The organism is Rhizobium sp. 05N49, from assembly GCF_056396805.1.
Genome location: NZ_JBFTME010000048.1, coordinates 1 through 6,359 on the forward strand (window position 1 = coordinate 1; position 6,359 = coordinate 6,359).

Consider the following 6,359-nt stretch of genomic DNA (forward strand, 5'->3'; position numbering starts at 1 on the left):
AGAGGCCAGATCGTCATCTTCGACAGCGCCCCCGTACTGGCCTCGGCCGATACGATGCATCTGACAGCGCTGACGGAGCGAACGCTGATGATCGTGCAATGGGCAAAAACCAGCCGCAGAGCCGCCGAATTCTGCCTGCAGCAGCTCAGGAGCGCTCGCAATGCCGACATCGTCGTCGCCATCAACAATGTCAAACCCAAACGTCACGCAAAATATAACTTCCGTGACTCCGAATTATACGCAAGATCCTTGATGAAATACCACGATTTTAAAATGTAAGCCTCGACATTACAAAGGATCCAATAGGCTCAGTCGATCGCTTGTGCTCTAGCAGGCGAAGGCCATTGATCATCACAACCGGCACCCCAAGGGATCACCAGACTACAGGGACAGGAGAAGCGTGATGACGGACTACTACGTTGCCACTGACGGAAGCGACATAGCCAAGGGCAACCTGTCAGCGCCATGGAAGACGATCGGCCGCGCCATGCAGGCGCAGCTCAAGCCCGGCGATCAGATCGTGGTGAAGGCGGGAACCTATCACGAGCAGATCATGATAACGAAGAATGGTACGGCGGATAATTACGTCACCATCCGCTCTGAATTGCCCGGCGGCGCTTTGCTCAGACCGCCTGCTTCGGACACCTACAGCACCCTGAACGTGCGGGCGAACTACATCAGGATCGAAGGCTTCGACGTCGTTGGCGGCGGGGGACATGCGATCGATATCGAAGGATCACACCATGTCACAATCAAGGACAATATTGCCCATGACAGCGGCGGCTCGGGCATTTCCAGCGCCAAATCGGATTGGCTGACGATTGAGGACAACCGGGTCTATGGCAACACTGCGACGAACGGTTATCAGTGCAGCGGCATTTCGCTCTGGCAGAACATGGACCTCGCTCCAGGCAACGCCGAGTTCCGCAACGTCGTCAGGAACAACATTACCTACGACAACGTGCAGGGACCCGCCATCAACTGGGAACATACCGATGGAAACGGTATCATCATCGACGGTTTTCACGATACCAAATACCGCTACGGCACTCTGATCGAGGGCAATGTCTCCTACGGCAATGGCGGCAAAGGCATCCACGTCTTCCTGAGCGACTTCGTCACGGTGCGCAACAACACCGTCTGGCACAACAACCATGACCATGCCAACAAGGGAAGCTGGCGAGGCGAACTGAGCAACGCCATGGGCAGCCACAATACCTGGGTGAACAATATTGCGGTGGCGGATCCGCGAACGGATTCCAGAAACCGGGCCATTAACGACGTCAGTACCAACGGCTACGTGAACGAGGATGTGAAGTGGTACAACAATATCACCTTCAACGGCACTCCACGCGAGGCATCGGTGCTTTCGGACGGCCATGCTCCGGATGCAGCGAACGGGAACCTGCTTGGACGTGATCCCCTGCTTTCAAATCCTGCCACTGGAGATTTCCACCTGAAGCCCGGTTCGCCGGCCATCGATGCGGGAACGACAGCTTTCGGGCTCGGATCTGCCGACCTGGACGGGCAGGCCCGCGCAAACGGCAAGATCGACATCGGAGCGGACGAGGCCGGTCCCAGTACGGAGACGCCACCGAATGCCGAGAACGTCTCTGGCTCGGTGCGGCGATAAACGCAGGCCCGCGAAAACATTTCGTCAATCACAGCCTAGTTATCGTGAATTCAGCGCGCGGATTGGCGCCTAACTGCAAGGTAACGAAACAGTTGGTGACGCGCGTCGCCAGACCTGGAAAGCCTGGAAGGTTTCGGTAACCTGAAAATGCTGGTCGGACAGGAACGCGGCCAGCACTCCTTCCGGATCGTAAATATCAGGCTTGCTGGTGACGACGAGAGTCGGAGCCTCCAGAGCGGCAGCAAAACCGGGCCGTGGCTCAAAGACATAGAGCGCGCTGCCACATCCCTTGCCTAGCGGCACATGGTACACGAGAGCGCCAAGTGCGTCAGCGCTCCACCAGACGCGATCGCCCCCGGTTAGGGCCGTGCGTACGACCGAGGCCGCAGCGCGATAATCGTCCTTGGCATGCCGCTGCGCGAATCTGATGCTCGCACCAGAAGCCAATGCCATTACCAGAAAGCCAACGACCACGAGCTTGCCGACAGGCCGGCGCCAGAGCAGCGTCGCACCTGCCGCCTGCAGCGCCAGGACGACGGCTATCGCAGGAGCAAGGTGGCGACCAACGACACGCCAATGCAGGATATATCCGGCGACCAGTATCAATGCTGCCGCAGCCGTGAATGCGATCGCGCATGCCGCGAGTGTGCGAGGCGGAATATTGCGAACGGCCTGAATCAGGCCGGCCAGCGTTACAGCAGCAACCAGGATCGCGTAGCTCGCGAGCGCAACGAGGTAAGACGAGACGATCGTCCCCTCGCCGGCGCGCAGATCCGTGCGCCCAGGACCGAGGCCTGCGAAACCCAGCAATTCGTAGGCCGAGAACAACAATGTCCGGGCGTCGGTCGTCGCCACTTTGGTGCCGCCCGCCCCCCCAAGTACGGTCCAGAGATAGTAAAGCCCGAGTGGCGCCAGCACGACCACGAGCAGAACCGACGGTCCGATGATATGGCTGTTCGCAAGCCGGCGAACGCGCCAGTGTACGGCACAAGCGGCGGCACCGACCGCGGCGGCGGCCCAGATCGCACCGAGCAAGCTGCTTCCAGCAAGAGCAATAAGTCCGAACGCAAGCAGCCAGACCTGATAGCGGCGAAGGAGCGGACCTTCCGCACTGCGATCGCTCGCCGCGACCACCGCGCGTTCGAGCAGGCCGAAGACCATCAGGCTCGCCCCGATCTGCATGCCATAGGGCCGCGCCTCATCGACATAATACCAGAGAAACGCACTGCTGGCGGCGACCAGAAGCCGATCAACCCGGCCATTGGCGAAGACGTAGAGGCCCGGAATAAGCCAAACGAGGTTCATCACCCTCAGCGCAACCTCGCCGTCGCCTGCGACCTTCTCCCAGGCCCAGATCGTCACGAGAAAAAATGGCATCTGCGCATCGGAGCCTGTCTCCGCGACCATGCGGGCCAAAAGCGCCTCAAAGTGCGGCTCCGCGGCACGCCACGCAGTGTTGGCCTCGTCTATCCAGTAACTCTGCCCGCTGATCGCGGTGCAAAGCGCAGCCAAGGCGGCAACCATGGCGAGCCACAGGATGACGTGCCGCGATAAAGGGTGCGACCTTTGCAAATGAGATATTCTGTTATTGACCGGGTTCGATGGTCCCGCGATCTCCGCGCCCAGCGCCGGATTGAGATCAGATATGCCCATACACGTACTCGTCCCACAACCGTGTCCAGCGCCCGGCCGGCAATAGATCCTTACCGGACTAGATCAGTTCCAAGACTAACTCGTTCTTCGTTTGAGCAACAATCAGCACAAAGTGGTACGCATACGTCTTATGGCTCGCTTTCGACCAGCCAACATAAAGAATAAAGTTCACTTCTACAGAGGCTTGCGTGTCATCACCGACAGGGATGTCGGGGTGAAATTCGATGAGCCTTGAAGCTTGCGAGTTCGGCAAGCTGAATGGAGCCGAGGATGGTCAAGAGTAAGACTATTGTAAAGAGTGATCGGATCGAACGGTTTCTTCGAAGGATCTACGAGCGGCGGCCTCGTTGCGCCGGCGGTCGTGCGACAGCAGGCGCATGTGGTCCAACACATTTCATCACATCGGGGGCTTAACATGTTGCCGCGCAGCACGGAATCCCCCCTCACATGGCCCATCACCAAGACTGATCTTTCGTCTCACGGCATGTCAGATATGGACGGCCTGGTACTGAGTATTGTGGTGCCGGTGTTCAACGAGGAGGAGACGATCGTGCTCTTTCTCCAGGCCATGGATGCACAGACCAACGCGATCCGCGCCGCTCTCGGACCAGGCGGACAGGTAGAGATCCTCTTCGTCGACGATGGCAGCCGCGATCGCACCGTAGACATCATCGAAGGTCTCGTGGCTCAGCGACCGGATATCGGACTGATCTGCCTGTCGCGGAACTTCGGCAAGGACGCAGCTCTGGCAGCCGGTCTCGCCCACGCCCGCGGAGATGCCATCATCCCGATGGACGTCGATCTGCAGGATCCGCCAGATATCGTCCCGGATATGGTGAGCGCCTGGATGCGCGGCGCAAAGGTGGTCAACGCACGACGCAAGAGACGTGTCAGCGACACCTGGCTCAAGCGGTGCAGCGCCGCGGCCTTCTACGGCCTCTATAACAGGATGGCCGACTACCCCATCCAGGACAATGTCGGCGATTTCCGGCTGCTGGATCGCAGCGTCGTCGATGTCCTCAACGGCATGCCGGAGCGTATCCGCTTCATGAAAGGGCTATTCTCCTGGGTTGGCTTCACTCAGGCGACGGTCGAATACGACCGGCCGAAACGTACGGCCGGCACCTCGAAGTGGGTATACTGGCGCTTGTGGAACTTCGCGCTCGACGGGATCACCGGGTCGACGACGATGCCTTTGCGCATCTGGACTTATGTCGGCCTCGTTGTCGTCTTTCTAGCGCAACTCTATGCGGCCATCATCATTGGACGAACGCTGATATTTGGCGTCGATATGCCCGGTTACGCCTCCATCATGGTGGTCATTCTGGTATTCGGCGCGTTCAACATGATTTCCGTCGGGCTTCTTGGCGAATATGTCGGCCGCATCGCAGTCGAGGTCCGACAACGGCCTCTTTATCTTGTGGAGCATCTGACAGGCCGGGCCGCTGCGGGGTCGGTTAATGGTGCCGCTGCAGATCAGACGCGACGCGACGCGGCCGCCGGTGCCAGCGCTCTGCGCCGGGTCGGCATCGCCGCAAGTCCAGCGTTGACGGGCGTGAGAACGACGGAAGGCCAGTTGAGCAGCCAGTATCCGGCAGAATGATATGATGGAGAAGGCTTGCTATCCGGCAGTCTACAGCCCCAAAGTCATCATGCCGTGGCGGTCAATGGAGTGCATCGGCGTCCTCATCGCGCTGTTCCTTCTGAGTGGCTGCATCTTTCCTCTCATCGACCGTGACGGCAACCTCGATGCCAGCGAGATGGCCAAGCTTCGCCTGCTCGGCATGCCCATCTATCTGATTTCTCTTGGACTCCTGGCTCGAAATCAGGCAGAGCTGCTGACTGCCATTCGCCGTAGCCTGCCGTTCGCCATCCTTCTTTTGTTACCGCTTGCTTCAGTGTTGTGGTCGTCGAGCCCCGCTCTCACCCTACAGCGGGGCGTTGCGCTCATCCTCTCCATTTCACTAGCATACCTTCTCGCCATCCTGTTCACGCCGCGGCAACTGCTGTTGCTGACAGTCGTGGTGCTTGGCACCGGCATGGTGTGCAGTCTTTTGATGGCTGTGGCATGGCCCAGTCGTGCGTTCACCTTTGGCGAGAGCTCCCTGAGAGGAGTTTTTGACAATAAGAACACCCTCGGGTGGAACGCAGCGATCGCGACTTTCGCGTGCAGCATGATGGCCGTGGATCGACGGGCTGGGCCTAGAATTGTCAGCATACCGCTGCTGTGCGCCAGTCTCTTTTGCCTGGTCGCGTCGCAGTCGATGACGGCCATGAACTCACTCGTCAGCGCGGTCCCGGCAACAGCTTTCTTCCTAGCCCTTTCAAAGACCCGCGACCTTGGACGGGCGACGCTCGTGCTGGTCTGCCTGCAATTGGTTGCGCTGGTCCTTGTCGGACTTAGCGAATTGCTCGTTCCCCTGCTCGAAGCGATGGGCAAGGATGCGACGCTGACTGGACGCGTTCCGCTCTGGCGGGAAGTGGATCTCGCAATCGGAAGACGGCTGTTGCTCGGTTATGGCTATCAAGCCTTCTGGGCCGACTCCAATGCCGACGGCTGGTACGTCCGCGCTGCAGCCGGGTGGCCTGCGCCGCATGCCCATAACGGCTTTCGCGACGTATTGCTGGGCCTCGGCCTCGTGGGTTTCATACCCCTGGCCTGGACGATAGTCCGCGCGCTTCGGCAGGGAGCGACGCTGCTGTGTGACGCTCCCGAAGAGGGTTGGCTGTGGCTGAATGTGCTGGTCATCATGTTCCTGGTGATGAACCTCACGGAGACGATCATCCTCACTCAGAATAGCATCCTCTTCGTCCTGTTTGCGACTGCTGTGATTATGTTCGCGATCCGGTTTCCAACCGAAGCGAGAGATATTACGTCTGGGTTACGCTTGATCCGTCGGCGGCTTGTTATGATCGTTGCGGTTATGATGGTGCTGATGGCGGCGTCGATCGTGCTGATCTCGGGCTTGAATCCGAGCTATCACGCCGCATCCCGGCTGATGATCCACAAACCGCTGGCAACTGCGCTCAGCACCGGCGATGCCGGCAACAATGCGCCGGTGAACGTCACATC

Annotated in this window: 4 protein-coding genes and 1 pseudogene; 4 read left to right on the forward strand and 1 reads right to left on the reverse strand. The window is 59.3% G+C overall.

Annotation, left to right across the window (positions count from 1 at the left end):
• Both AC1DF8_RS36050 and AC1DF8_RS36055 read left to right on the forward strand, forming a co-directional pair.
• A pseudogene (locus AC1DF8_RS36050) lies at positions 1 to 279 on the forward strand (exopolysaccharide biosynthesis protein); the annotation flags it as partial.
• A gap of 124 nt (positions 280 to 403) precedes the next feature.
• On the forward strand, positions 404 to 1,633 hold the full coding sequence (locus AC1DF8_RS36055; RefSeq protein ID WP_478157585.1) for a right-handed parallel beta-helix repeat-containing protein: 1,230 nt from the start codon (positions 404 to 406) through the stop codon (positions 1,631 to 1,633).
• A 69-nt stretch (positions 1,634 to 1,702) separates the two neighbouring features.
• Here AC1DF8_RS36055 and AC1DF8_RS36060 read toward each other — a convergent pair whose 3' ends face one another.
• Positions 1,703 to 3,010, reverse strand: coding sequence for a hypothetical protein (locus tag AC1DF8_RS36060; RefSeq protein ID WP_478157587.1), 1,308 nt, complete (start codon positions 3,008 to 3,010; stop codon positions 1,703 to 1,705).
• Between the two features lie 691 nt (positions 3,011 to 3,701).
• On the opposite strand from AC1DF8_RS36060, the gene AC1DF8_RS36065 reads away from it, so the two are divergent.
• Both AC1DF8_RS36065 and AC1DF8_RS36070 read left to right on the forward strand, forming a co-directional pair.
• On the forward strand, positions 3,702 to 4,889 hold the full coding sequence (locus tag AC1DF8_RS36065; RefSeq protein ID WP_478157589.1) for a glycosyltransferase family 2 protein: 1,188 nt from the start codon (positions 3,702 to 3,704) through the stop codon (positions 4,887 to 4,889).
• A gap of 1 nt (position 4,890) precedes the next feature.
• Positions 4,891 to 6,359: O-antigen ligase family protein (locus AC1DF8_RS36070; RefSeq protein ID WP_478157591.1), on the forward strand; the 1,469-nt coding region annotated here is incomplete at its 3' end.

Bases quoted from the DNA above. Each gene is read 5' to 3' on its own strand.
- AC1DF8_RS36055 (WP_478157585.1), top strand. From the start codon at position 404: ATGACGGACTACTACGTTGCCACTGACGGAAGCGACATAGCCAAGGGC.
- AC1DF8_RS36060 (WP_478157587.1), bottom strand. From the start codon at position 3,010: ATGCCATTTTTTCTCGTGACGATCTGGGCCTGGGAGAAGGTCGCAGGC.
- AC1DF8_RS36065 (WP_478157589.1), top strand. From the start codon at position 3,702: ATGTTGCCGCGCAGCACGGAATCCCCCCTCACATGGCCCATCACCAAG.